22 protein-coding genes are annotated in these 23,645 nt (G+C 61.6%); 6 read left to right on the forward strand and 16 right to left on the reverse strand.

The window, feature by feature from the left end; all coding sequences use genetic code 11:
* Positions 1-50 precede the first annotated feature (50 nt).
* From ACZ5OO_RS04390 to ACZ5OO_RS04410, 5 genes are all read right to left on the reverse strand, one after another.
* A complete protein-coding gene (locus tag ACZ5OO_RS04390) occupies positions 51-971 on the reverse strand; it encodes a VIT1/CCC1 transporter family protein (RefSeq protein WP_013265967.1) in 921 nt (306 codons plus the stop codon).
* Between the two features lie 50 nt (positions 972-1,021).
* On the reverse strand, positions 1,022-1,537 hold the full coding sequence (locus ACZ5OO_RS04395) for an NUDIX hydrolase (protein ID WP_013265968.1): 516 nt from the start codon (positions 1,535-1,537) through the stop codon (positions 1,022-1,024).
* A complete protein-coding gene (locus ACZ5OO_RS04400) occupies positions 1,534-3,474 on the reverse strand; it encodes a S9 family peptidase (protein WP_464078557.1) in 1,941 nt (646 codons plus the stop codon). The genes ACZ5OO_RS04395 and ACZ5OO_RS04400 overlap by 4 nt, the downstream gene beginning before the upstream one ends.
* 64 nt (positions 3,475-3,538) lie before the next feature.
* A complete protein-coding gene (locus ACZ5OO_RS04405; protein ID WP_464077910.1) occupies positions 3,539-5,863 on the reverse strand; it encodes a M1 family metallopeptidase in 2,325 nt (774 codons plus the stop codon).
* An 85-nt stretch (positions 5,864-5,948) separates the two neighbouring features.
* Positions 5,949-7,331 carry a hypothetical protein gene (locus ACZ5OO_RS04410; protein ID WP_464077911.1) on the reverse strand — a complete coding sequence of 461 codons (1,383 nt, stop codon included), beginning with the start codon at positions 7,329-7,331 and terminating at the stop codon, positions 5,949-5,951.
* A gap of 135 nt (positions 7,332-7,466) precedes the next feature.
* Between ACZ5OO_RS04410 and ACZ5OO_RS04415 the strand changes: the two genes are divergently transcribed.
* Entirely contained in the window at positions 7,467-8,732 is a 1,266-nt protein-coding gene (locus ACZ5OO_RS04415; protein WP_464077912.1) for a hypothetical protein, read from the forward strand.
* On the opposite strand, the gene sat is transcribed toward ACZ5OO_RS04415, so the two are convergent.
* Together sat and ACZ5OO_RS04425 are read right to left on the reverse strand one after the other, a co-directional pair.
* Positions 8,710-9,873 carry a sulfate adenylyltransferase gene (gene sat, locus ACZ5OO_RS04420; protein WP_048812915.1) on the reverse strand — a complete coding sequence of 388 codons (1,164 nt, stop codon included), beginning with the start codon at positions 9,871-9,873 and terminating at the stop codon, positions 8,710-8,712. The two genes, ACZ5OO_RS04415 and sat, sit on opposite strands and share 23 nt — an antisense overlap.
* Before the next feature lie 10 nt (positions 9,874-9,883).
* On the reverse strand, positions 9,884-10,123 hold the full coding sequence (locus ACZ5OO_RS04425) for a hypothetical protein (protein WP_013265974.1): 240 nt from the start codon (positions 10,121-10,123) through the stop codon (positions 9,884-9,886).
* A gap of 111 nt (positions 10,124-10,234) precedes the next feature.
* Between ACZ5OO_RS04425 and cysC the strand changes: the two genes are divergently transcribed.
* Positions 10,235-10,777 carry an adenylyl-sulfate kinase gene (gene cysC, locus ACZ5OO_RS04430; RefSeq protein WP_013265975.1) on the forward strand — a complete coding sequence of 181 codons (543 nt, stop codon included), beginning with the start codon at positions 10,235-10,237 and terminating at the stop codon, positions 10,775-10,777.
* Here the strand turns inward: cysC and ACZ5OO_RS04435 are convergent.
* A complete protein-coding gene (locus ACZ5OO_RS04435) occupies positions 10,755-10,970 on the reverse strand; it encodes a hypothetical protein (protein WP_013265976.1) in 216 nt (71 codons plus the stop codon). The two genes, cysC and ACZ5OO_RS04435, sit on opposite strands and share 23 nt — an antisense overlap.
* 34 nt (positions 10,971-11,004) lie before the next feature.
* Positions 11,005-11,379 (reverse strand): hypothetical protein, encoded by a 375-nt coding sequence (locus ACZ5OO_RS04440; RefSeq protein ID WP_013265977.1) that lies wholly within the window; start codon positions 11,377-11,379, stop codon positions 11,005-11,007.
* A gap of 58 nt (positions 11,380-11,437) precedes the next feature.
* Between ACZ5OO_RS04440 and ACZ5OO_RS04445 the strand changes: the two genes are divergently transcribed.
* Positions 11,438-11,866 (forward strand): hypothetical protein, encoded by a 429-nt coding sequence (locus ACZ5OO_RS04445; protein ID WP_464077913.1) that lies wholly within the window; start codon positions 11,438-11,440, stop codon positions 11,864-11,866.
* On the opposite strand, the gene ACZ5OO_RS04450 is transcribed toward ACZ5OO_RS04445, so the two are convergent.
* The 4 genes from ACZ5OO_RS04450 to ACZ5OO_RS04465 form a co-directional block, all read right to left on the reverse strand.
* Complete coding sequence (locus ACZ5OO_RS04450) at positions 11,855-12,874, reverse strand: Gfo/Idh/MocA family protein (protein ID WP_464077914.1); 1,020 nt, start codon at positions 12,872-12,874, stop codon at positions 11,855-11,857. The genes ACZ5OO_RS04445 and ACZ5OO_RS04450 overlap by 12 nt on opposite strands.
* 14 nt (positions 12,875-12,888) lie before the next feature.
* Positions 12,889-14,259 carry an ABC transporter permease gene (locus ACZ5OO_RS04455; RefSeq protein WP_013265980.1) on the reverse strand — a complete coding sequence of 457 codons (1,371 nt, stop codon included), beginning with the start codon at positions 14,257-14,259 and terminating at the stop codon, positions 12,889-12,891.
* Positions 14,260-14,265: 6 nt separating this feature from the next.
* On the reverse strand, positions 14,266-15,276 hold the full coding sequence (locus ACZ5OO_RS04460) for an ABC transporter permease (RefSeq protein ID WP_238523612.1): 1,011 nt from the start codon (positions 15,274-15,276) through the stop codon (positions 14,266-14,268).
* Positions 15,277-15,362: 86 nt separating this feature from the next.
* A complete protein-coding gene (locus ACZ5OO_RS04465) occupies positions 15,363-18,080 on the reverse strand; it encodes an ABC transporter substrate-binding protein (protein WP_464077915.1) in 2,718 nt (905 codons plus the stop codon).
* Positions 18,081-18,292: 212 nt separating this feature from the next.
* On the opposite strand from ACZ5OO_RS04465, the gene ACZ5OO_RS04470 reads away from it, so the two are divergent.
* Both ACZ5OO_RS04470 and ACZ5OO_RS04475 read left to right on the forward strand, forming a co-directional pair.
* Positions 18,293-19,270, forward strand: a complete 978-nt coding sequence (locus tag ACZ5OO_RS04470) for a UDP-N-acetylglucosamine--N-acetylmuramyl-(pentapeptide) pyrophosphoryl-undecaprenol N-acetylglucosamine transferase (protein WP_464077916.1) — start codon at positions 18,293-18,295, stop codon at positions 19,268-19,270.
* Positions 19,271-19,283: 13 nt separating this feature from the next.
* A complete protein-coding gene (locus ACZ5OO_RS04475; RefSeq protein WP_464077917.1) occupies positions 19,284-20,213 on the forward strand; it encodes a GDP-mannose 4,6-dehydratase in 930 nt (309 codons plus the stop codon).
* Here ACZ5OO_RS04475 and ACZ5OO_RS04480 read toward each other — a convergent pair.
* Together ACZ5OO_RS04480 and ACZ5OO_RS04485 are read right to left on the reverse strand one after the other, a co-directional pair.
* Complete coding sequence (locus tag ACZ5OO_RS04480) at positions 20,202-21,488, reverse strand: glycosyltransferase family 2 protein (protein ID WP_464077918.1); 1,287 nt, start codon at positions 21,486-21,488, stop codon at positions 20,202-20,204. The genes ACZ5OO_RS04475 and ACZ5OO_RS04480 overlap by 12 nt on opposite strands.
* 56 nt (positions 21,489-21,544) lie before the next feature.
* Positions 21,545-21,805, reverse strand: coding sequence for a DUF5320 domain-containing protein (locus ACZ5OO_RS04485; protein WP_013265986.1), 261 nt, complete (start codon positions 21,803-21,805; stop codon positions 21,545-21,547).
* 138 nt (positions 21,806-21,943) lie between these two features.
* On the opposite strand from ACZ5OO_RS04485, the gene ACZ5OO_RS04490 reads away from it, so the two are divergent.
* Entirely contained in the window at positions 21,944-22,618 is a 675-nt protein-coding gene (locus ACZ5OO_RS04490) for a GNAT family N-acetyltransferase (RefSeq protein ID WP_464077919.1), read from the forward strand.
* Here the strand turns inward: ACZ5OO_RS04490 and ACZ5OO_RS04495 are convergent.
* Positions 22,605-23,624, reverse strand: a complete 1,020-nt coding sequence (locus ACZ5OO_RS04495; protein WP_464077920.1) for an MraY family glycosyltransferase — start codon at positions 23,622-23,624, stop codon at positions 22,605-22,607. The genes ACZ5OO_RS04490 and ACZ5OO_RS04495 overlap by 14 nt on opposite strands.
* Positions 23,625-23,645: the final 21 nt, after the last annotated feature.

Here is a 23,645-nt window from a genome sequence, read left to right on the forward strand (position 1 = left end):
ACCTGGTCCTCGTGGCCTAATTAGTGAAGATCAATAAAAGAGGTATGAGGCTACCTCAGGGCCTGAAGCGCCACAGAGAAGAGGCCCGTGAGGTGGAAGGCCCTCCCTATCACGTCGCCGAACAGGAGGCCCGCGGCGGTGGCCCCGAGGAGTATCAGCAGCCCCAGGCCGAGCTCCCTGGCGAAGCTGGTCCCGTTGACCGTGGCGCTGTAGAAGTGGAACGCCGCCAGGACACCTATGCCTATCATCAGGGACGCCGCCAGGGCCTCGGCGGTGCTGCTCAGCAGCAGGTAAGGTATGCCCAGCAGCAGGGCCGTCACGAAGTAGGAGAGGCCCGTGGCCGCCGCGCTGAGGCCTGGCCTCGTGGTCCCCTCCTGCCTGGACTGCAGGAAGGCAGCCGCGGCCATGGATATGGCTGCCGAGAAGCCCACCAGGAGGCCGGCGAGCCCAACTATGAGGGTCCTCGCCGTGGCCCCCAGGAAGCCAGCGTAGACGCCAACTAGCTCAGTTATCGCATCTGCCATCCCGAGGGCCACGAAGCCCAGGTACTCAACCCTGACGTCCTTGAGCCCCCTGAGGAACTCCGACTCGTGGCCCTCCTCGTCGGCTATTATCTGCTCAAGCCTTGGCCTGAGCTCCTGGGGCATCCTGGGCATGAACCTCCTGTACTCCCTCGCGGCGCTGGCCTCCCTCCTCTCCAGGGCCTCCAAGGTGAACACCGGCCCAAAGACCTTGTAAAGCAGCCTGAAAGCCCTGCCCGGCGGCGACGCCTGGCAGTCCCTGCCTAGGAGGGACCTCCAGAAGAGGTAGTGGCCCCTCTCCTGCTCGGCTGCCTGCCTCAGCTTCTGCGAGAGCTCGCCCTCCTCCTCGTCCGCCAGGGCCTCGTAGAGCAGGTATGTGCCCAGCTCGTCCCTGCAGTAGGCCTCTATCTTCCTCATGTCCTCCTCAGTTAGGCTTAGCTGGGACTGCATGGCCCACCTGAAATCATGTGGCCCCGTGACCGTTATATCTTTCTACAGATTTAGCCCCGCCTTAAGTTGACGTAGGCCTCCAACAGGGCTATGGTCTTGAGGTCCCTCGCCTGCCCAAGGGCCTCCTCGGGCCTCATGAAGGCGAGGCTTATGACCTCGTCAGGCTCAAGCCTCTGGCCAACCCTTGTCAGGCCCTCAGCTATGTAGCCGTGCTGCACCTCATCGCTGTAGCCCGGGCTCACGTAGGCCTCGTAAACCTTTGTCAGCCTTGACGCCCTGTAGCCCGTCTCCTCCTCCAGCTCCCTCATGGCCGCCTCCTCGGGCGTCTCGCCCCGCTCAACCCTGCCCGCCGGGGCCTCAAGGACCCAGGAGCCAGTGGCGGGCCTCCACTGCCTCTCAAGTATGACCCTGCCGTCCTCAAGCACGGGCAGCACTGCCACTGAGAGGCCGAAGGTCACCCTGTCGGCGTCGAACTCCCTGCCGTTGTAGGAGAACCTTACCCTCTCAAGCCTCACCCTGGCCCCCGAGCAGAGCTCCTCGCTCGAGCTCAGCCTGGGCTCGCTCACCTGCCCTCACCCAGGTGGCCCTTCATCCAGTCAAGCATCAGCTTGAGGTACTCAACCCTTGTCTTGGGCCTGCCGCTCCTGGTCAGGTCGTGGTCCTCGCCGGGGAAGAGGGCCAGCTTAACCTCAACGCCGAGCACCTTGAGCGCGGTGAAGAGCTGGAGGGCCTGGCTCACGGGGCACCTGTAGTCCTCAAGGGCGTGCATTATGAGCAGCGGCGTTGTAACGGACTCTATGTAGGTCATCGGGCTCGCCTTGAGGTACTGCTCGGCCGACTTCCACGGAGGCTGGGCCATCAGCTGGTCCTCGTCGAAGAACCAGCCTATGTCGCTTGTGCCCCAGTCGCTGTAGAACTCCACGCAGCTCCTCTCAGTCATGGCTGCCCTGAACCTTGAGGTGTGGGTTATAACCCAGTTGGTCATGAACCCCCCGTAGCTCCCGCCGGCCACGCCCGCCCTGCCGGGGTCGAGCTGCTGGAACTGCCTCGTGGCCTCGTCAGCAATAGTCATGAGGTCCTCGTAGTCCACGGTGCCCCACCTGCCCCTTATGTCAGCGAAGTCCTCGCTGTAGCCGTCGCTCCCCCTCGGGTTGCCGTAGACCACAGCTATCCCAGCCGAGGCGAGGACGTGGAAGGCCACCATGAAGCCGTAGCCGTAGCTCGTCTTAGGCCCTCCATGTATGTAGAGCACCCACGGCACCTTCCCCTTGGCGTCCCTGGGCAGCAGCGCCCAGAAGTCAAGCTCCGTGCCGTCCCTCGCCCTTGCCCTGGCCTTGAAGGCCCTCGGCAGCGAGGCCTGCCTTAGGAAGTCGTCGTTGAAGGACGTGAGCCTCTTGCCCGAGGTCCCCCTTAGCACGTAGAGCTCCGCGGGCTCGGACTCGTTCATCTGCGTGTAGTAGACCACGTCGGAGGACTGGGCCACGCTGAAGTCGTCGATCACAGCGTCCTCAGGCCTGAGCACGGGCTCCACCCTGCCGCTGAGGGTCGCCCTGTACAGCCACGCCCTGCCGGCGTCGCTGACGCTGAAGTAGAGCCAGCCGCCCGAGGCCTGTATTGGCTTAGTGCAGGAGGGCCCCCTGGCCTCGCTGTTGACACTGTTGAGCAGGTTCCTGTCGAGGCCAAGCTCTACCTTCGTCAACTCCCCGGTCTTCAAGTTATAGGAGTGAAGCTTGTAGTGGCTCGAGAGCCCCCTCTCGAACCTGTGCATGAGCAGGGCAATGCTGTTGCCGTCCGGGGACCAGGCCAGGCCAGCTATCGAGACCTTGGAGAGCAGCTGCACGTCCTCGCCAGTCTCAACGTTAATGAGCCTCAGCTCGTCGTACTGGGCGTGCACCTCCTCGAGCTGCTTAACGTACGCTATGCTCCTGCCGTCCGGGGACCAGGCGAAGTCGCTCACGTCAAGCGCGTGGGAGGTCAGCCTCCTGGGCTCCCCTCCGTTGGCGCTGACCAGGTAGATGTTCCTGGGCCTGTCAAATATGTAGCCCTCCCCGTTGAAGAAGGGCGGGAGCCTCTCTATCACCAGGGCCTCCCTCTTGGAGTAGTCCTTCCACTCGCCCTGCCCCAGCGGCCTCCTGGCCAGGAAAGCTATTGAGCTCCCCGCAGGGGACCACGATATTGCTGAGGCCCCGAAGCCCCAGGTGAAGAGGGGCACGGGCTCATAGCCGGGCCTCATTAACATGACGGAGGTCTGGGCCGGCTGCCCCTCCTGCCTCACTGTCCTGATGAATGCTATCGACTGGCCGTCCGGGGACCAGGCGGGGCAGGAGTCCCCAGGGCCCGAGGTCACGGGGTAGTAGGACCTGCCGTCGTAGAGCCATATGGAGCTGTCGTACCTGTTCTGCTGAAGGTTAGGCCTTGAGGCCACGAACAGGGCCCTGGAGCCGTCGGGCGAGGCCGCCGGGCTTGAGACTAGGGTGAGCTTGGAGAGGTCCTCAGGCGACATGCCTGACAAGTTGAACCCCAGGTATCGCTGCGGTGGGAAAAATAAAAGCTAGGGCCTGAAGGCCTCACTGCCTCAGCCTTGAGTAGGCCTCCAGGATCTCCAGGCCTCCCCTTACCTCCGCGCTCCTGCCGTCCGGCCTTGAGGCGAAGAAGTCGCTGACCTCCTTCTCCCTCCCGAGCCCTATGAACGGCAGGTAGCCCAGGAGCCACCTCTGCACTATCGCCGTCCCCTCGAAGGCCTTCTCCAGCCTGTCGAGGCCCCCGTCCCTGAGCCAGCCCCAGACCAGGTCCCTGCCGTCGGGGTTGAGCCCAACCGTGAGCACGTAGAGCATGTCCTGCCTCTTCCCTGAGGCTATCCACTCTATGGCCTGCTGCAGGGCCGACCTGTCCCTTATCTGGGCCGCGGCCAAGAGGACCTTTATCCTCTCAGAGTCCAGCTGCTGCCTCTCGTGCTCCCTCCTCAGGCCCTCAAGGTCGCCTGCGGCCACCGCGTAAGCAGTGTATACCGCCTGCCTCATGTTCGGGTCGACTTCCCTGCCGAACTGGGACGCGAGCTCGTTGGCGAAGGAGCGGTCCATTATGGCCAGCCTGTTCGCCACCCTTCCCGCCAGCTCCCTGTGCTGCTCCTCGGGCCTCCTGGACTGGAGGGCGAACTGCGACCTGTGGTAGTCTATGGCCCTCTGGGCGAACACGGCCGGGTTTACAAGGAACAGGTTGAAGAGCTCGCTGCTCAGCTCGAGGGCGGGCAGGTAGTCGGGGACGCTGAAGTTCATGTCAACTACCCTGAGGTAGTCGTCCCTGCTGACCAGGCCGGCGAGCATGAAGTAGTAGTAGTCGTTGAGGAGCCCGTAGGTTTCAAACTGGTTCAGCCTGGCGAGCCTCGAGAGGTCCGGGTAGAGGACCCTGTAGAAGCCAGCCCTGTCGAGGTTCACCTTGAGCTGCCTCACCTCCTCGCCCACGTCGACCTCGTGGACCCTGGAGCTGAATATGGCGTCGACCCTCCTGCCGTTGACCTCGATGGTGGCCGGCACCATGTACGTCAGGTCCTCCAGCTTTCCTGAGAGCGAGAACCTGTGCTGCTCGAGCCTCACCCTGCTGCCCTCCACCGTGACCCTGAGGTATGGGTAGCCGGGCTTCGTGATCCAGTCGTTCATGAGGTCCGCCACCGGCACCGACGTGAACGGCTGTATGGCGGTCCAGAGGTCCTGGGCCACGGCGTTTGAGTAGGCGTGGTGCTCCAGGTACGACGACAGCCCCTTCCTGAACGACTCGCCCAGGAAGTACTCGACCATCCTGAGTATGCTTGCTCCCTTGCCGTAGCTTATGTCATCAAATATCTCCTCTATCTCATCAGGTGACGAGACCTCCACGTGTATTGGGTGGGTCGTGCTCAGGGAGTCCCTCACCATGGCGCCGTCGGTCTCGCCGAGCAGGAAGTTCTCCCACATGAGGAGCTCCGGGGCGAAGGAGCTGACCGCCTTGTAGCTCATGAACGTCGCGAAGCTCTCGTTCAGCCAGAGGTCGTCCCACCACTTCATGGTCACAAGGTCGCCGAACCACTGGTGGGCTATCTCGTGGGCCACCACCTCGGCGACCCTCCTGCGCTGGGCCATGTCGGCGTCCTCAGGCGCGAGGAGGGCGCTCTCCCTGAAGGTTATGGCGCCCCAGTTCTCCATGGCGCCGAAGGCGAACTCCGGGACGGCTATCAGGTGCATCTTGGGCAGCGGGTATGGTATGCCGAAGTACCTCTCGTAGAAGTCCACGCTGTTCCTGGCGGCCCACAGGGCCAGGGAGCCGTACTTTGTCTTGCCCGGGACGGCGGCGAGCACGTAGCGGCCGCCGCTGTCGACTACCTCCTCCCACTTGCCTATGCCTACGTATAGCAGGTAGGTCGACATGGGCGGGGTCTCCATGAACTCAACTACCTTCTTGTCGCCATCAAGCGTCACCCTCTCTATGGGCATGTTTGATATGGCGTGGAGGTCCCTGGGCACCCTCACCGAGAGCTTGAACCTGGCCTTGTAGGCCGGGTTGTCGACGCACGGGAACATCTCCCTGGCGTGGACGGACTCGAACTGCGTCGATATGACGTAGCCGCCCTCGTAGGGGGCCCTGTATATGCCCACAAGCTTCTCAGCCGCCTCGCCCTCAAAGTCCACCTCGAGGGTGCCCGAGAACCTGCCGGTCCTTACCGTGACCCCCTCGTCGTCCTGCGCGAACTGGACCGGGGACCCGTTGGCCTTGACCGAGGTCACCTTCACGCCCTTCGCGTCAAGCCTCAGGTCCTCCTGCGTCTCGAGCTCTATGGACTCGTGGCCCCTGTACCTGAAGCCGTCAAAGTCCATGAATATTACATACCTCTTTATCGTGGCCTTGGGACCGAACGCCAAGCTTAGTCCCAGAGGCCTGTTATACAACTACATAAAAAGTGTTAGCACTTGTGAAGGAACAAACGAAGGGGCTAAACGACGGGCCTCAGTGCCTCCTGAGCAGGAAGAAGGCCACGAGAAGGAGTCCAACCACCACTGCAGAGCCTCCTATGACCTCCTTGGCTGGCGCGCTGCCGCTCGGCACAGTTACCACCACGGAGCTCAGGTTGCCTATCGTGGTCTGCGACGGCTTCACAGTGACGCCGTCAACGCCAACAAGGGTGACCTCCTCCCCCTCGACGGAGGCGAAGGCCTTAGCTATGTGGTCAAGCCCGTTCTGCTCGTAGAACTGCGACGCGTTGCTGAAGAGGTACTGTATGGCGATCAGCGTGTCCTTGGGGCTCTTGGCGTTGGCCTTTATTATCATGGGGCCCCTGAAGCTGAAGGTCACGCTGTGGCCGTAGCCCGTTACGTTTATCTCCTCCGTCGAGGGCACCACTACCCTGAAGTTCTGCTGTATGTAACTTATGAGCTCTGACGTGGCGTTGATGAATGGCTCGGCGTTGTCAGCCAGCTCGCCCAGGAGGCCGCCGTAGTCGCCCAGGTCCGCGCCTCCCTGGAGGTCGCCCTGCTTGGCTAGGGCCTGCGCGCCCCCAGTTAAGGCCTTCCCCAGAAGCCCTATCAGGTCGTTGGAGGCGTTTACGCTGACCTCCCCCGCGGCCACCCTGGCCTGGTAGTTAACGTAATAGTGGTAGCTGCCGTTTATGAAGCCGGGCGTCAGGGCCGCCCCTATGAGGGCCTGCACCAGGCCCAGGGTGGTGTTGGGCGGCGCTGGCGTGGCGTTAACTACAGCCTTGAGCAGCACCTCTGTGAACGTCGAGTTCTCGTAGACCTTGAGCTCAGTTATGTTTATGCCCGTGGTGTTCAGGCTCTCGTACTTGGCCAGCTGTATGGGCGCAAGGTACGGGGTGTGGGACACGTTCACATTTAACGTTATAACGTACTCGGGCGAGGGCGACGTGACCGCCTCTATGAGCCTGTAGAGGCTCACGTTGGCCTCAAACTGGCCCTCGCTGCCCACCACGGCCACAGTGCCGTTGAACCTGAGCTCCGACGCCCTCCCGTTGGAGGTCCTGTTGATGAAGCCTGAGGCGTTAAGCGACTGCAGGCCCAGCCCGCTGTCCTCGAACTTGCCCATCCCGCTGAACTTGAAGTGCGCGTGCCTGGGCAGCTGGCCGCTGTATGTGAGCCTCAGGTAGGTCGATGCGCTATAGTATGTGACCTCAAGGCTCAGGTTCTCCCTGGGGACCTCGTGCTCAAGCGACGCCGTCCCGTTAACCAACACGACTACCGCGCTGTTGGGGTAGACGTAGATGTAGTTGCTCTTGTTGACGTGAACGCCCTCAGCAAGCGAGGTCGCGGGGTAGAGGACTATGGCCGCTATTAACAGCATTGACGCAGCCGCGGCGAGGGCCCTCCTGATGTCCAATAACTTCACCTCAAGGAACTTAAAGTGTCGGGAAGAGTTATATGCATATCTGCATAATGCAACGCTGGGCTTCCATTCCCTCGCGCACTGCTCACCGCTTTTAACTTCACAGGCGACCGAGCACGGGGCTCAAGCTTGATACCTAGGTGGGCTGTGGCGGTCCTAGTTTACTCAATACTGATAGCCGGGGCCATCTTCGCTGCCGCCTACCCCTACGTGAGCGCCTCCACCGACTGGGGGGTGCTCCTGGAGGGCCGCAGGCTCATCTACTTCAGCCCGAGCAGCGGGTGGGTGGTCGCCGATGGGAACGGCACGGCTGTGGCCTACTTCAACGGCAGGTGGCTCTCGCTTAACGTCACCGCGACGGCCGCGTGCCAGCTGGGGGACCAGCTCATAGTGGTCGGCTCATCCCACGACAGGCCCTCGCTGGTGGACCTCAGCGGCTCCGGGGCCACGTACTACAGCGTTGATGATTACGGCTACCTCACTGCCGTCTCCTGTCAAAACGGCGTCGTTGCCGCGGCCGGCGTGCTCAACACGACCCCGTTCCCGCCCTACAGGCTCCTGGCGGTCTCGCTGAGGAACGGCTCGCTGAGGGCGTACGCGACTAACTTCACCACCCTGGTGCCCCCTTACAGCGCGGCCCCGCTCAGTGGCGGGGTTGCCGTAGCTTTCAGCGACAGCTACCTAGTCTACGTGAACCCCTCGGGGGCCCAGGCGTACTACTACGGCAGCAACGTCACCATAGACTACGTTGGCAGCTACGACGGGGCGCCGCTCCTGGCGGGCTCGGAGATGGTCAACGACCTGCAGGAGGCCATGATATCCCTTAACGGGACGGCATATGTCTACAGCGATGAGGCCTACGTCTTCGCTGCTGCTAGGACTCTGAACGGCCTCGCCCTTTACCTTAGGCCGCCGTCCGGGTGGGCCTCAGTGCTATACACCTACGGCGGACTTCCAGAGGCCGAGACCACGGCGGCGCTCGACTACCCGTTCTCCCTGACCGCCGCCTACCCGTTCCTCCACGGCATCGTGTACCTCGGCCAGCTGTTCGTGGGCTCAGGGAGCGACTACATAGCTGTCTACATCAATGGGACCGTGCAGGGCTACCTTGAGGCCAACGGCTCCGTCATAGGGTGGGCCACGTCCTCAAGGCCCGCGGTGGTCACCCCCTCCCTCCTGGAGAGGTCCCACCTGAGCCCCCTGGGATCCTACAGGCTGTCCCTGCAGGGGCTTAACGTCAGCGCCTCGCGCGGGGAGCCCGCGCCGACGGGCCCGCTGAGGCTGGAGCCCATTAGGCTGGACCACGGCTTCTATAACAACGCCGTGGGCTACTCTGTTGACGCAATAATAGTCGGCACCGTAATACTTGCGTTCACTGAGAGGAGGAGCTTATGAAGAGCCTGTCCCTGAGCTTTATCAGGGCGTCGGCCACCTCTGGCCTCATCATGTAGTCCGGCGGCCTCTGGCCCTCCGAGAGGAGCTTCCTTATCTCGGTCCCGCTTATCCTCCTCCTGTACTCGTCGCCGTGAGGGCATATCTTGTCATTAACTATGCCGCCGCACTTCACGCAGTAGAACGCCTCCCTGAGGAACAGCGGGGTTATCCCAAGGTCTGGGAACTCCTTGAATATGTTCCACGCGTCGTAGGGGCCGTAGAAGGAGCCGACGCCAGCGTGGTCCCTGCCAACTATTATGTGGGTTGCCCCGAAGTTCTTCCTTATTATGGCGTGGTGTATGGCCTCCTTGGGGCCTGCGTAGACCATCTTCATCCTGAGCACGCTGAAGACGTAGCTCGACCTGGGGAAGTAGTCCCTCAGCAGGACCTCATAGGCAGCAACTATGGCGTCGTCCGTGAAGTCGCCTGGCTTCTTCCAGCCGACGAGGGGGTTCACGAAGAGGCCGTCGACGAAGCTCAGGGCCGCCTTCATGACGTACTCGTGCCCCATGTGAGGGGCGTTCCTTGTCTGAAACGCCGCTACGCTCCTCCAGCCCAGCTGGTCGAAGAGCACCCTGGTCTCCTTGGGCCACAGCCTGTACTTCTCGAACGGCTCGGGCAGCTCAGCGAACTGCTCAACCTTGCCTCCTATGAGGGCCTGCCCCTCCCTCCTGTAGAGGAGGGCCACGCCCGGGTGGGCCTGGTCGGTGGTGCCGAAGACTCTCTCGGCGAAGGCCTTCCTGTCCCACTGGTAGGCGTCCTCAACGCTCATTATGGCGAACCTGACACCCTTGTAGGACAGCGCTATCTCCGAGCCGAGGACCTCCTTGGCCAGCCTGGGCTCCACGTCAAGCACTATGGGTATGGTCCACGGGAGGTCGTTCGTGAGCCTCGAGTTCCTCAGCACGCTCTCGTACTCGTCCTCTGTCATAAAGCCCTCGAGGGGGCTGTAGACTCCGTGCGTTATGTTGGCCACGTCATACGCTAACGCCCCGGAGAGCTCAACGGCCGGAAGCTCAGCGGCCTCGCAGGAGAGCTTCTCCGCCCTGGGCCCCCTGGCCACCCTGTCAATAAGCCTTCCTCCGTGGGGCTGGGATGCCATCCTGGACACCTCACAGGTAGCCCAGGCTCTTGAGCTTCCTCAGTATCTCCTCCTTCTCCTCCTCGCTCACGGCGCTCTGCACCTTCTCCCTCTCCATGTCGCTCACCACCTCCCTGAGGACGTACGTGACGAACTGGGAGACGCTGTTGAAGCCGGTGCCTGCTATGAGGCTCTTTATCCTGTCGTAGAGCGGGGTCGGTATTGAGACTGTCGTGTACCTCCCCCTCTCGCCCTCAGGCCTCCTGGCCATTGGCTTCACCGCCTAATTAAATTTAATTAGGGATATTTAAGCTTAATTAAGCTTAATTAAAGCCCACGCTTTAAAGCCCCTTAGGACGCGTCGGCTCGGCGGTGCTGGGGCTTGAGGGGGCTAGTTGCCTGGCTGACAGGCCTGCCGGGAAGCGGCAAGACCACGATAGCAAACGCCGCGGCCGAGAGGCTCAGGGCCATGGGCTACAGGGTCGAGGTGCTTGACGGCGACTGGTTCAGGTCCCACATAGACCCCGAGGCGGGCTACACGAAGGAGGAGAGGGTGAGGCACCTGGTCAGGGCCTCGTGGGTGGCCAGGCTCCTGGCAAGGAACGGGGTAATAGTGATATGCAGCTTCGTCTCCCCCTACAGGGACGCCAGGGAGGAGGTCAGGAAGATAATATCCGAGGAGGCGGACTTCCTCGAGGTCTACGTCAAGTGCCCGCTGGAGGAGTGCATAAGGAGGGACCCCAAGGGCCTCTACAGGAAGGCCCTAGCAGGTGAGATCAGGCACTTCACGGGGATCTCGGACCCCTACGAGGAGCCGCTGAGCCCCGACCTGGTGCTTGACACTGTAAACAACAGTGTTGAGGAGAACGCCGAGAAGCTGGTTAACCTCATAACCTCAAGGCTCAGAGGTAGCCGAGCCTCCTGAGCCTGTCCTTCACGGCCTCCTCGTCCTCCTTGCTCATGACGCTGGTCTCCTGCTCCTCCAGCAGCTGCCTGAGGAGGAACTCAACGAGCTCGTCAACGGACTTGAAGGTCCCCTGGGCCTCCACGTAGTTCTTGGCCTTCTCGTAGAGGTCCCTGGGTATGGACACCTGGGCCCTCTCCTCGGTCAACGCCATCCCCGGCCTGCGCCTGGCTGTGAAGCTAATAAGGCTAGTAGCAGGGGCTCCCCATGGCCCTGAGCCTCTTCCTCCTCCTGGCCCTAAGCAGCGCCCTGAGAAGCTCCAGCAGGGGGAGCCAGAAGGAGAGCACGGCCATGCTGGGCTCGTCAAGGGCCACGTGCCTTATCACGCTGTCGTTCAGGTTGGCCCTGTCCCTGTGCACCACGTAGAAGTGCTTGAACTCGAGCACGTGGAGGCAGCTGCCGTCGCTCAGTGTGGCCCTCCAGTTTCTCAGCTGCCCCCTGGGCTTCCCGAAGGAGGGCTCGAGGCACTGCTCCTCAGGCCTGGGCACGGAGTCCTTGGGCACAACGTAGTCAACGTGGTAAGGCGCCTTGACCATTGCCCTCTCTATGGCCAGCCAGTCCATTGGACCGCCACGAAGGCGTAATTTGCCGTAAAATAAAACAGTTAGCATGTGCTGCAAAATGAGCGAGGAGTGCAGGGGCACCCTGAGGGCCGTGGCAGGGCTCATAGCGCTGGGGATGACTAAGGAGATGATAAGGGCCGCCCTACACTACGACTTTAAGCTTGACATGAACGACGAGCAGTTCGAGTCCCTTTACTTCAGGGCCGCCAAGTGCGTCGAGGAAGGCCTAGTAAAGGTCAGGAGCTGGTCCACCCCGTTCAGGCCAGGGGACTGCAACAACGAGGTCGTGAGGGAGGTGGCCGCCATGATAATGAGGGGCAAGGACCTGGACTCCATAGTGCCTGCAGTGCTCAGGAGACACTACATGCTGAGGAGCGGCACCGCCTACAGGGTGCTGACCCAGAGGGACGTGGAGTATGCCTACGACGTCGCGCTCCTCTGCATTAAGGACAAGGTGGAGAGGGCCAAGAGGTGGTCAGCACCTTGAGGAGGAGTATATGTCGAGGACGGCCCTGAGGTCCCTGAGCTCAAGCTCGGTGGGCATAGGGTTGTCCTTCCTCCTGCCGTCAACGTAGTCGGCGAACGCCCTTACCTCCTCACCTATCATGTCCTTCTTCGCCACCTCAACCCTTGAGCCGTTGACCACCAGGTCCCCGTGCCTGGCGAAGTACCTGAAGCCCCTGGACTCCAGGAAGAGCCTCGAGGAGGGGTCCTCGTATATGGACCCCTTGTCGCCGTAAACCTCTATTATGGGCGCCGGGGCGGCGCTCCTGAAGGCCCAGCCGTACATGTAGACACCCCTGGCGCCCGACCTGAAGTTAAACATCGCGACCCCCACGTCCTCCCCCTCCATGTCGACGCTGCCCGTGCGGTAGACCATGGAGCACACGGACGAGTAGTCGCCCGCCACGTTAAGCATGACGTGTATCATGTGTATGCCGCCGTCTATGACTGCCCCGCCGCCCATGAGCTCCTTGACCTTCCTCCAGGTCCTCGGCTGGTTGTAGTGTATGTCCCTCACTATCACCGTGTGAACCCTGCCCACGCTGGGCAGCTGCCTGTAGAGCTCGTTGAAAGTCTCGTCAAAGTGGTAGTTCTCGGCGACCATGAACTTGAGGCCGGAGGACTCAGCGGCCCTGACTATGGCCTCTGCCTCCTCCATGTTCCTGGCTATGGGCTTCTCAAGCATGACGTGCTTGCCCGCCCTGAGGGCCCTCGTCGCCATGGGCATGTGGGCGTCGTGGCTTATGACCAGGTCAACCGCGTCAACCTTTGACGAGAGGACGTCATCATAGTTTGTGAAGTAGCCCGCGGCCCCGAACCTCTCGGCTATGGCCTTGGCCTCCTGCTCGGAGGAGCTGTAGGTGTAGTACTCTATGTCGAAGCCCTCGTCCTTAAGCCTCGACATGGCGGCCAGGTGGACGGAGCCGAAGCCCCTGCTGCCGACGACCGCTATCCTCAACGCGGGTCCCAGGAGAAAGAAGGGGCCTGGCAAAAAGGCTTATGCACTTACCTTCCGCCGAACGAGGCCCTCTCTATCGCGAAGCCCACCACTACGAAGGGCAGGCTGACGAAGACTATCATGAGGCCTGGGAACAGTATCCACCACCACCACCCGTTGAGCGCGGCGTTGGCGTCGTATGCGGCGTCAAGTATGCCTCCCCACGTCACTATGTTGGGCGGAGCTATGCCTATGAAGGCGAGCGTCTCAACAAGCAGTATCGCCCCGGGTATCCCGAGCACGGTGTAGGCCACTATGAACGGCACCAGCCTGGGCAGGAAGTGCGTCAGGAACGTCCTGTAGGATGGTATGCCCATCAGCTTGTCAGCCTCGACGAACGAGTTTGTCTTTATGCTCTGGGCCGCGCTCCTGGCTATTATTGCGTAAAACGGCCAGCTCAGGAAGGTTATCAGGAGGGCCTCCTCCATTATTGAGAGGCCCGACTTCAGCAGCAGCCCAAGGGCCACCAGGAACGGCAGGGCTGGCAGGGCCAGTATGACCGTGCTGAACCAGTTGAGCGCGGCGTCCGTCTTGCCGCCCAGGAAGCCCGCGTATCCACCTATGAAGGCGCCTATGAGCACCCCCAGCAGCGAGGTGACCACCCCTATCTCAAGCGCGTTGGGGAGCCCAAGCAGTATGCCAAGGAATATCGGCCTGCCGTAGATGTCTGTGCCCAGCGCCCCGTAGGCGTTCCCCATGACCCTCACCTGGGCGGCCTTGAACTTGGCGGGCCCGGCGGTCGCGATGAAGACATTCACCCTGTAGGTGCCCAGCTCCGTTGGGCCCACGGTCCTCCTGGATAGGTTGCTGAACAGGGCCGTTGCGAGGGCCTGCGTGGTCAGCACCGTGGGCACGGTGCCCGTCTTCTGGAGCAGGTAGGCCGAGAGAGGCTTGGCCAGGGCGCTGAGGTCAAAGGAGTACGTCGTTCCCGTCACGGTCACTGTGGCGTTGACAGTTGACCCTGAGGGCTTAACCCACTCCACCAGCATGTACTGCATCGTTGCGTTGGAGGCGAAGTTGAATACCACGTCCGTTGGGACCTTTGAGTAGCGCCACTCAAAGATGTACGTGAGCTCATACACGTAGACGGTGCCGACGTGCTCATACACCTTCACGGAGTGGGGGTTCACGTACAGGGAGGGGGCGTAGCTGGAGGGGCTCAGCGCCGCCATCCAGGAAGGCGCCGCGACCGTTGGGTATGCGCTCTCCCAGTACTGGAGGTTGTTTATGTAGTTGAAAGCCACGCTCTTGGGCCACGTGCTCACGTAGGCGGCGAGCCCAACAAACACAAATATTATCACGAGCGCTGCCAGGGCGCTCTTGCTCTTCAGCACGTACTTCAGGTAGAACGTAAAGCTGGATCCTGCCTCCTCTGACATTCAGCTTCACCCTTGGCTTGCCCTTATCCTCGGGTCCAGTATCCCCTTTATTATCTCGTTAAGGAACAGCGCTATTACAAGCACAAGGGTCAGCACGTAAGTTATCGCCATAACGGTCGCCTCGTCCGACTCAAGCACGGCATAATACGTAAGCAGCCCTATGCCTGGCCACACGAACACTATCTCGGTGGTCAGGCCTCCGGCGAAGGAGCTCGCCAGCCACAGCATGGCCTGAGTCGCTATTGAGGGCGATGCCGTCTTAAGTATGTGGCCGAAGACTATCCTCCTCTCCGGCAGCCCCCTGGCCTTGGCCGTGAGCACGAAGTCCTCCTTGGTTGTTGCCAGGGTCAGGCTCCTGACCACGTAGGCGAAGCCCCCCACGTTAACTATGAAGAACGCCAGGAGCGGCAAGGTCATGTGGTCCAGGAGGCTCGCCACGTACTGAAGGGGCTCCCTGGAGAAGTTGAGCCCGGCGCTCACTATGCCTCCGGGCGGGAACCAGCGAAGGCCGTAGGCCAGGCCCGCTATGAGCAGGAAGCCTATCCACCACGTGGGCAGGCTCTGGTGCACGACGGCTATCACGGGTATGGCCTTATCGTAGGCTGAGCCCTGGTACCTGGCCGCCAGCACTCCAAGGAGCGTTCCCACCGCAATTATTATTATTGTCCCAGTCGTGAACAGTATTATAGTCCTTGGCAGGGCTACGGCAATTATCTGGGCTATGTTATTAGATGACGTGTAGCCCGGGTAGCTTACGCCCGGAGGAGTGACGCCAAAGTGGAAGGTTATCAGGGCCTTCATCTGCAGGGCAAACCTGACTATGAGGGGCTGGTTAAGCCCGTAGGCGGCCTCCAGGGACTTCTCGTAACTCTCGACTTCAAGGTTTACCTGGGTCAGGTTGAGGCTTCCCCTGGCGTGCCTTATGAGCTCCGTCTTCAGCTGGCTGGCCGAGTACTTCACGTAGTCGGCGTAAAGCTTCTGTATCACGGGGTAGGTGAAGACGTAGAGTATAATCATGGCGGCAAAAAGTACAGTAATGTATATAATCGCAGTCTTAGCTAAAAAAGTCTTATAACCCATTAGTGGCTGTCACCCCTGGCCATTCACTTTCTCCTGGCCAGGAGTGCCACGGCGGCTATTATAACTATTACAACGACGACTATTCCCACTATCAGTGTAGTCGAGATGGTCACAGGCTTAGGTGTCGTGGTAGTTACCGGCGTGGTTGAAGTTGTTGTGGTAGTCGTTGTTGTGGTCGTGCTTGTGGTGGTCACAGGCGTTGTTGTGGTAGTCGTTGTTGTGGTCGTGCTTGTGGTGGTTGTAGTGGTGGTCGTGGTGGTCACCATCGGGGTCACAGTTATGGGCACCTTCGCCGGGTCAAGCAGCATGTTCGCAGGCGTGTAGGCCCACAGCACCAGGTAGTAGCTTCCAGGCGACAGGCTCGCGGGCACAGGTATGCTCACCGAGCCGTCAGCGCCGCTGGTCAGGTTCTCCTGCGCTACTACGGCGCCCTCAGGAGTCACGAACTGTGCTATCACGAACACGCCGCTCTGCGGTGTCGTGACGTTCGTCCCGTCAGGCGTGCCGTAGACTGTGGCATTTATGCTGCCTCCGGCCGGCACCATGCCCAGCGGCGGCAGGGTCACGTGAACGGAGTACAGCACCGGGGTGCTGGTTAGTATGCTGGGCACTGGAACGTTGAAGTAGGGGTTCCTCACGAGCTTGGCGTACTGGCCGGGCTGGTAGGCCACCAGCATGTAGGGCCCTTCACCTATGACGGCGTTGCCGTAGGTGTTGATGTAGTTTATGGCGTCAGTGTAGGCCTCATGGGCGAACGTCTCGTTAACGAGCTGGACGCCGCTCAGGCTCTGGACCTCGAGCAGGCCCTCTGGTATGTAGCCCGTGCTGTTGTAGAGCTGCATGGCCTTGAGCACGTTGCCCACGTCAGTTGGGTTCACCAGGCTGAGCCAGTCGACGTGCTCGCTGGTGGCAGCGCCCGTGCTCCACGCCGCCTCGCCGTGGGCCACCACGTATGCCATGGCTGCGTAGAGCGGCCAGGGCATCATTCCGCCTCCGGGCTCTGCGTAGCCGAGTATTATGAAGTCGCCCACGGTGCTCAGGGCGGCATACTCAGGGTTGAACCACCACGCGGTGCTCCAGATCTCCAGCGAGGTGCTGTTCAGTATCTCAAATCCGACTATCTGCTGCAGCGACGGGCTGTAAACCGCGGCCGCCGTCGAGTCGTATATTGGGCTGTTGCTTGACAGGCTCGCGTTGGCCGCTATCAGGTACTGCTCTATGAGGTCAGCAAGCGTTATCGGCTGGCCGTCAACGAACCTGTCGTTCTGCAGGAGCGGGGCGAAGTTAACTATTACAGCCACCTTGGCAGTTGTGTTCGGGGGCACGTGCTGCACCTTCATGCTGGTGGCGTTGTACATGAGGGCCGACGTGGGCACGGTTATGTTGGCCACCGGGGACAGGGCCACGAGCTTGTAGGTGAAGCCAGCGGGCACAGGGAAGCCGTTGCCAGGTATGTAGTATATTATCGGCAGGAAGACGCTCGAGGCTGTGGCGACGCTGTAGGAGTCGGTGAAGCCGGCCACCGGGTTCATGCTTCCCATGGCCAGGTGCCTCACACCTATGGTGAGGGTTCCTGTTGGGGTCCTGGCGTTCAGGAAGCTGAACGGGGTCACCAGGCCCTCTATGTAGTTGGGCACCAGCCCAGTCACCATGTTGCTGTTGACGAATATCGGTATCAGGCTCATGCCCAGGCCGATCCTTATGGCTGAGACTATGCCATAGTAGTTTATCGTGTTAAGCAACTCGTAGTACTGCTGCTCGCTTGTGAACTCGCTGGAGGCGATCCTGAGGCTCAGGTTGTCTATGATGTTGAGCTCCTGGGTCAGCTCGGGCTCCTGTATGTTGGTCGTGTTGACTCCTAGGCCCCACGCAGTGCCGTAGGCGTCGCTTGCGGGCAGGTCACTAAACGCAGCACCGTAGAGCGAGGCCGGCAGGCTCCAGTCGTAGAAGCCGTAGGTGCCGCCCCAGGCCTCTATGAGCACGTTCCAGGTGGTCTCGTTAGGCACCATGCTGTATATGTCTGTTATCTCCTTCTGCAGGTCGCCGTATACTGGCTGCACCTCGAAGCCCAGGTTCTTGAGCTGGTCTATCAGGAATGAGGCGTAGATGTTCCTCACGGTGGTGTCAGTCCTGTCGAAGACGTATATCACCACGGGCTGGCCGTTGGGGTAGTACCACTGGCCGTTTATGTACTTGTAGCCGTGGGCCGTGAGGGTCTTGTATATGGTCTCGTTCGCGTAGGACGGGTTGTAGGTTATGTTGGAGAACTTCGCGGTCACGTTTGAGGTGGTCAGCATCTCATACTCCCCGCCGTACAGGGTCAGGGACGGTATTCCATAGCCGTAGAGGACGTCGTTGACGAAGTAGCTCCTGTCAACTATGTAGTTAATTGCGAACCTGACGCTCTGGTAGTAGAACGGGTTGAGGACCTCCTGCCCGCTGGGGTTCTGTATGTACTCAACCGGGTTCAGGAGCACGTCGTAGTAGGTTGAGGGCATCTCGTAGGCCACGGCCCCTGAGGGCAGTGTGCCCATCTTGTATGGAGGTATTGCGTAGTCGTAGAACGCTATGTAGCCGTGATCGAAGTCGCCGATGCCTTTACCGTCTGAGCCGGAGTAGCTCTTCAGTATTATTGTGGAGGCGGGCTGCCCTGACGTCTGGGCCCTCGCAGTGAAGGCGAGCGGGTTGAGCAGCACCAGGCTGAACACTACGAACAGGGAGGCTACAAGGACTAGCTTCAACGCGTGCCGCATGCTACCACGCTGCCTTGTGGTATTACATTCAGAGAATTTATCTGTTGACTTTCGTAAGGCGATGCCGCTACCTTTCAATATATATTATGATTACTTTACCTAAACATGATAAGCCTCACCCGTAGTGGCTTCCTTTAACACTGGCTCCTAGGGACGGTTAGCGTTAAGAGCCCCTAGCCAGCTTAAAGCCGCGAAGGAGCTTGAGGGCGCTGATAATAGCGAGCGGCGGCGGCCACACCGGGCACGCCCTGGCCCTGGCGGAGAGGCTCGTGGACTCAGGGGCGATGGTTGACTTCGTTATACCGGAGGGCGACAGGTGGAGCGAGGAGCAGGTCTCCAGGCTGGGCAGGGTTGTCGCGAGGACGCCGAAGTTCCTTGACCCGGGCGAGGGGCTCGCAGAGGGGGTTCTGAGGCTCCCGGGGGCCCTGCTCAGGTCGCTTGCCAGGGTCCCCAGGGGCTACGACGTGGCCGTGGCTAGCGGGAGCAACCACAGCATAGCCTCTGGCATAGCGGCGTGGCTCAAGGGGGCGAGGCTGGTCACAATAGAGGCCACTGAGAGGTTCGTGGAGCCGAGCAGGGCCGTCAGGGCCCTGTCCCCCATATCTAAGCTGGTAGCCCTTCAGTGGGAGGAGCAGAGGAGGTTCGCGCCCAAGGGGGTTGTAGTGGGCCCCCTGCTCGGGAAGCTCCACTACAGGGTCAGGGACGAGGGCTATGTCCTTGTGACGGCCGGAAGCTACGGCTACAGGGCGCTCTTTGACGCTGCCGCCGCCTCAGGCATCAGGGACAGGCTGGTGCTGCAGACAGGCAGGGTGGACCCGGGGCCCTACGTCAGGGCGGGCCTCAGGGCCTTCAGCTTCAGCCCGGAGCTGGAGGACATGATAGCCGGGGCCAGCGTCGTTGTGACCCACTTCGGGAGGACCGCCGTGGAGGCCGCATGCAAGTACGGCAAGCCAACAGTCCTGGCCCCGAACACCGAGTGGGTGTGGATGAGGAACCCGGTGAGGATGGTCGAGGCCAGCATGATGGCCAAGAGGATAGGCGCCGTCCTGCTGCCGCCAGACCAGGTGACCCCCGAGGGGGTCGAGAGGGCCGTGGAGGAGGCCATGAAGGCTAAGCCGGCCGCCTGCGACGACGGCTCGGTCAAACTGGCTCAGATAATAACCTCCTGGCGCAGGTAGCCCGGGGGCGAGCTTGAAGTTCATAGTGACCGGGGGCGCCGGCTTCATAGGGAGCAACCTGTCCCGGCTCCTCCTCAGCGAGGGGCACGATGTAATAGTTGTTGACGACCTGTCCTCGGGCGCCAGGGAAAACGTGCCCGCCGGCGCAAGGCTCGTCATAGGTGACGTCTCCGACAGGAGGGCCCTTGAGGGCGTGGAAGCCATGGCCAGGGGCGACGAGGTCGCCATAGTCCACCTGGCCGCGGTCTCGGGCGTCGTGGAGGCCAGGGAAGACCCCTCGAGGGCCGTGAGGGCCAACGTGCTCGGCACCCAGGAGGTCCTCGACATGGCTAGGAGGCTCGACGCCTACGTAACTATCGCCAGCAGCGCCGCGGTCTACGGCGACGTCAGCGACGTCCCTGTTAAGGAGGACGCGCCGCTCAGGCCCACGAGCCTCTACGGCCTCACTAAGCTCTTTGACGAGCAGCTTGCTGAGCAGGCCTACAGGGACTACGGGCTGAGGTCCTCCTACCTGAGGCTGTTCAACGTCTACGGCCCAGGGATGAGGAGGGGGCCGTATGCGAGCGTGATCTACAACTTCATGGAGGCCGCCATAAGGGGGCTCAGGCCGGTGATATACGGCGACGGCCTCAACACGAGGGACTTCGTCTACGTTGACGACGTCGCCAGGGCCTTCGTCGAGGCGGTCAGGAGGAGGGCCACGGGGCCCTTTAACGTGGGCACGGGCAGGGAGGTGAGCGTCCTGGACCTCCTCAGGCTCATATCTAAGGTGGCGGGCGTTGAGCTGAGGCCCGAGTTCAGGGAGCCGAGGCCGGGGGACATAAGGAGGAGCTGCGCCGACATAAGCAGGGCCAGGGAGAGCCTTGGCTGGGAGCCCAGGGTGAGCCTCGAGGATGGCCTCAGGCTGACCTACAGCTACATGAGGGAGAGACTAAGACCTTGAGCCCCTCCACTCGTACCTCCTGAAGGCCATCTTTGGCAGGGCCACGAGGCCGGCGAGCAGGTAAAGGGCTATGGCCGCCGGCAGGGGCCTCACGGCCTTCCCAGCCTTGGCCACGGCGATTATGTAGTACGCCGCGCTCGGCACCAGCCACACGGCTGACCAGGCCAGGGTCCACGTCAGCAGCTCCGGGTGAAGCCTGGCGACGGCCAACATGCCCAGCCACGGAGTTATGAGGTAGCCCCAGGCCGGCATTATGAGGAACAGCAGCAGGGGCCACGTCCTCCTGACCCCCCTGAGGGCCGTGAAGGTGGCCAGCATCGACCCCCTGACCCACCTCTCCTTCTGCCTGATCACAGCCCTTATGGAGGTCAGGGGCTCCTCGACTACAGGGCTGCCGCTGAGGAACGCCACCTTCATGTCCCTGCTGAGCAGCTTAGCCGAGAGGTCCAGGTCCTCTGTGGGGGCCCAGGGAGTCCAGAGGCCCACCGCCTCCAGGTCCTCCCTCCTCACGAAGTAGCCGGAGCCCGTTATCCAGGCGGAGCCCGTGAAGCCCATCAGGGCCGGCGCCAGGAACTGGTTGTAGAGCCTCATCTCCGCCGCCTGGGCCCTCATGTGGGCCCCAGCGAAGGTCCTCCTGGCCTCAGGCGGCAGGGCCACCTCCCTGGGCAGCTGGGCCGCGGAGTAGCCTGACGCGAGTGCCGACACGGCCCTTGATATGGCGTCCGGGGGAGCGACGCCGTCGGCGTCAAGGACCCCTATTATGTCACCCGTGGCCATGGACTCAGCCCTGTTTAGGGCCGCCGGCTTGCCCCTGGTCCTCCCGTCACCCAGGGAAAGCCTGACCCTGACGCCATCCACTGTCGCCTCGGAGCCGTTGACCTTCCTGAGGCCGAGGGCCCTCAGCACGCCGTCAACTGTTGGGTCGTCGGCCTCGGCCGCTATTATTATCTCATAGAGGCCCCTGGGGTAGTCCTGGTTAAGGAGCGACCTGACCGCCCTGAGGGCCCTCTCGCCCTCCCTGTAGGTGGGCACTATCACTGAGACCCTTGGGGTTGCGGGCAGGGGCTGCCTGGCCCCCTGCGCCCTGCCCCTGGGGAGGCCGTGAAGTATTATCACCAGCTCCACCACGAGGGCCACGCCAACAGTTATGGCGCTCCCGGCGGCGTAGGCCATTAGGGCCCTCGAAGTCGATATGCTGAGGTGCAGGCTCTGCAGGTACTGGTGGAACGTTGTTATAATCTGCTGGCTGCTTATCATATTCACGTTAACACTCAATGGAGCCCCCTTTCACCTTTAGCTCAGGGGGCTAGAACTTAAAAAAGGTTAGGGACCTAAGCATTGGCCTGCTGGCCCTTCAGCTCGGCTATCCTCCTGTCAACCTCCTTCAGCTGCCCGTCGGCCCACGACCTGAGGTCCTCCAGGTAGAGCCTGTAGGCCTCAAGGGCCCTGAGCTCTGAGTCCTTATCATAGTAGCCGTAGTAGCCGTACCACGCCATGGCCCAGCCGGGCCTCTCCCACGGGGGCAGGTACGAGAAGGGCCCGTGGCCTGGCCAGGGCCCTCCGCCCCACCGCCCAAACCTCCACCAGCCCATATCGCTCACCCAACTCGAATATTCGATACAAGCCTTATAAGTCTTAATGCTGGCCCCAGCGGTCGCTGGGAAAAAATAAATAGATCCAATGCAAACTGTAAGCGTGAGCTGTATGCAACTTAAACCAAGGTGGTGCGCGTGCTCTCAAGGGTCAAGGTCTCCTTCGCGAGGGTCACTGCCGATGACAGGGAGGCAGTGCTGTCCATATTGAGGGGTGCGCCCGAGCTGAGCCACGTCGACATAAACGCCACCTTCGACAGGTGGCTCAGAGAAGGCTACTTCATAAAGGCTGTTGACTCCGACAACAGGATCGTCGGCGTCCTTCACGCCAGGCAGCTCGAGGACGCCGTGTGGATGGAGGGCATCGGGGTGAGCAGCGACATAAGGAGGAAGGGCGTCGGGAGGCAGCTCGCGGCGTACGTTATGGAGCTCACGGGAGGCAAGGTGTTCAGGGTCATGGCGAGCGAGAGGAACGTGCCGTCAAACGCCCTGGCCCTGTCGCTCGGGTTCAAGGAGGTGGACAGGGTGTACTTCAGCGAAGGCGCAAGGGTCACGGCCCCAGAGCTGGCCAGGAGGCTCGGCCTCGACGAGGCCAAGGACGTCAGCCTGGAGGGGCCCGGCTACGTGGACTCCTGGACCTGGAGGCCCATTGAGTACTACAGGGGCAGGGTCTTCTCAAACGGCCAGGTCAAGGTGCTTGACACGGACCCGCCGTTCTTCGTCGCCGGCGACGCCGACGGCTACATGAGGTTCTCAAGGCAGAGGGCCGCCTACTCCGAGGCCTTCATAGTCTACGAGCTCAGGAGAGCCTGAGGAATATCAGCAGGGCAGCGGCGCCGACTACGGCCTGCAGCGCCATGAGGCCAACCGTGACCCCCCTCTCAGTGGCCCTCCCCCTCAGCCTCCTCTGAAGCCTTATCATGAGGTGCGTCAGGCTGTAGGACCTGTCGTAGGGGGGCTCTAGGGAGCCGTCAGGGCGCACCCTGCCGAAGTTCTCCTTGTAGACGCCGTGCATCAGCCCCCTTATGAAGAGCAGGAGCTCCGCGTAGTAGAGCATGTACATGAAGAGGCCGAAGGCCGCTATGTCGCCCAGGACCACTATGCCCGCGTAGTAGGCGCCCACCGCGTAAGTCATCGTGTTGCCCGGGAACACCTTGGCAGGGTACCAGTTGTAGAACAGGAAGCCCAGGAGGGCCGCCATCATTATGAGCGAGAGGTACGCAGTGAGCCAGAGGCCCTTGACTATGGAGAAGGCCGCCGTGAAGGCAAGCATTACCACCCCCATGCCGGCCTCCAGGCCGTTGTAGCCGGCTATCATGTTGTAGGCGTTGGAGGCCCCCATGACGCCTATTGGAACCACGACGAGCGGGAACAGAAGCCCCAGGTAGAGCACGTGAAGTATCGGCACGTGAACTATGTAGGCGTTGTACTTGGCTATCATGAGCGGCAGGGCGGCGGGTATGGTTGACAGCACCCTCACCGCGGGGGGTATGCCCTTCTTCCAGCCAAGTATGTCGTCCAGGAGCCCTATGAGCCCCGTGAGCATGAGGAGGGAGAGCATGGAGAACAGCGGCACCGGGTTGTAGAGGGAGCCGTTGACGAAGGTGTTTATGGCCTCCATGACCAGGAGGCCGAGGGAGGCCCCCACTATGACCCAGAGCCCGCCCGCCTCGGCCACCTTCCTTCTGTCTGGCTTGTTCATGTCGGAGCCCACGAGCCCCCTTGAGCTGGCCACCGCTATCCACGATGGTTCTAAAGCCATCACTGAGCCCATGGCGACGAGCGACGATATTACTGCGACCACGGCCTCCTGCAGCAAGCCCCTCCCGAGGGCGTTGTC

The sequence above is a fragment of the Acidilobus aceticus genome (genome assembly GCF_055392325.1).

Coding starts and splice junctions, on each gene's coding strand:
- ACZ5OO_RS04390 (WP_013265967.1), bottom strand. CDS start 971: ATGCAGTCCCAGCTAAGCCTAACTGAGGAGGACATGAGGAAGATAGAG.
- ACZ5OO_RS04400 (WP_464078557.1), bottom strand. CDS start 3,474: ATGTCGCCTGAGGACCTCTCCAAGCTCACCCTAGTCTCAAGCCCGGCG.
- sat (WP_048812915.1), bottom strand. CDS start 9,873: ATGGCATCCCAGCCCCACGGAGGAAGGCTTATTGACAGGGTGGCCAGG.
- ACZ5OO_RS04425 (WP_013265974.1), bottom strand. CDS start 10,123: ATGGCCAGGAGGCCTGAGGGCGAGAGGGGGAGGTACACGACAGTCTCA.
- ACZ5OO_RS04435 (WP_013265976.1), bottom strand. CDS start 10,970: ATGGCGTTGACCGAGGAGAGGGCCCAGGTGTCCATACCCAGGGACCTC.
- ACZ5OO_RS04440 (WP_013265977.1), bottom strand. CDS start 11,379: ATGGACTGGCTGGCCATAGAGAGGGCAATGGTCAAGGCGCCTTACCAC.
- ACZ5OO_RS04445 (WP_464077913.1), top strand. CDS start 11,438: ATGAGCGAGGAGTGCAGGGGCACCCTGAGGGCCGTGGCAGGGCTCATA.
- ACZ5OO_RS04455 (WP_013265980.1), bottom strand. CDS start 14,259: ATGTCAGAGGAGGCAGGATCCAGCTTTACGTTCTACCTGAAGTACGTG.
- ACZ5OO_RS04460 (WP_238523612.1), bottom strand. CDS start 15,276: ATGATTATACTCTACGTCTTCACCTACCCCGTGATACAGAAGCTTTAC.
- ACZ5OO_RS04485 (WP_013265986.1), bottom strand. CDS start 21,805: ATGGGCTGGTGGAGGTTTGGGCGGTGGGGCGGAGGGCCCTGGCCAGGC.